Raw genomic sequence first — 1,212 nt, 5'->3', positions numbered from 1 at the left:
CGCCAAGTTCGCTACGCACGGCCAGGCCAACCCGTTCCAGCGCCCGCGCGCGGCCGGGCCGCAACATGAAGGTGACATCCGCGCCTGCCTCGATCAGGCGCGCGCCATAGTAGCCGCCCATGCCCCCGGCACCGAGTACAAGAATCTTCATGACGCCTCTGCCTGCGCGGCGGCTGCGGGGCGGCACTGGACGATCAGGTTGCCGGTGAAAACCTGCACTGGCTCGTCGGCCTGGTTGAAGGTTGTGGTACGCACCTTCACCACGCCCTGGTCGGGGCGCGATTTCGAAATCCGCACTTCAAGTATCTCGCTCTCGATATGCAGTTCATCGCCAGGGCGAACCGGCCTTGGCCAGCGCAGCTCCTCGAAGCCCGCGCCGACGATGCCGCCCGCGGGCCGGAATTCGCCGTCGACCAGCAGGCGCATCGTCAGCGCAGCGGTATGCCAACCGCTCGCAGCCAGTCCACGAAATAGTGTGTCGCGGGCGGCGGCTTCATCGAGATGGAAGGGCTGCGGGTCGAACTCGGCAGCAAAGGCCTTGATCCGTTCAGGCGCGACGGTCAGCCGCCCCGAACCGTATCGTTGGCCCGCCGCGAGATCCTCGATGTATTGAATGTTCATTTTCTCCTCCAGATGGTTTGTGCTGAACTTTGCATCAATGCATGCCCGCTACGAGAACAGACGGATCAGGCCAGCGTCTCGAGCGCCAGCGCAATCCCTTGTCCGCCGCCGATGCACAGCGTGACGATGCCGCGCCGTATGCCGTCGGCGCGCATGGCATGCAGCAGCCGCGTCGTCAGCACCGCGCCGGTCGCACCGATCGGATGGCCGTGGGCAATGGCGCCACCGTCGACGTTGATGATGTCGTGCGGCAATCCGAGCTCCACCGCGACAGCCAGCGGCACCGCGGCAAATGCTTCATTGATCTCGATGCGTTCAATGTCGCCCAGCTCCCAGCCGGCGCGTTGCAGCGCCTGCCGCACCGCCGGGACCGGGCCCAGCCCGAACATGCCGGGCTCCACGGCCCCGACACCGTAAGCGGCCAATCGTCCCAACGGCTGCAGCCCCCTGGCTTCAGCCAGCGCACGTTCGGCAATGATCATGGCCGCTGCGCCGCTGTTGAGCCCGGGCGCATTGCCGGCGGTAATCGTGCCGTCCGGGCGAAACGCCGGCTTGAGCCGGCCGAGCGTATCGAGGCTGGTATCAGGGCGG

The 1,212-nt window shown here is 66.5% G+C and carries 3 protein-coding genes; all 3 read right to left on the bottom strand.

Features of this window, described 5'->3' with window-relative positions; all coding sequences use genetic code 11:
- The coding region (locus tag AC3WRI_RS32870) for a 2-dehydropantoate 2-reductase N-terminal domain-containing protein (RefSeq protein WP_492295015.1) at positions 1-151 on the bottom strand (151 nt) is incomplete at its 3' end.
- Positions 148-621, bottom strand: a complete 474-nt coding sequence (locus AC3WRI_RS32865) for a MaoC family dehydratase (protein WP_010810246.1) — start codon at positions 619-621, stop codon at positions 148-150. The genes AC3WRI_RS32865 and AC3WRI_RS32870, both read right to left, overlap by 4 nt.
- Before the next feature lie 65 nt (positions 622-686).
- Positions 687-1,212, bottom strand: a 526-nt coding sequence (locus AC3WRI_RS32860; RefSeq protein WP_492295013.1) for a thiolase family protein, incomplete at its 5' end; no start/stop codon positions are given.

The sequence above is a fragment of the Cupriavidus sp. FW305-27 genome (assembly GCF_058787995.1).
This window is presented reverse-complemented; position numbering and strand designations above follow the sequence as displayed.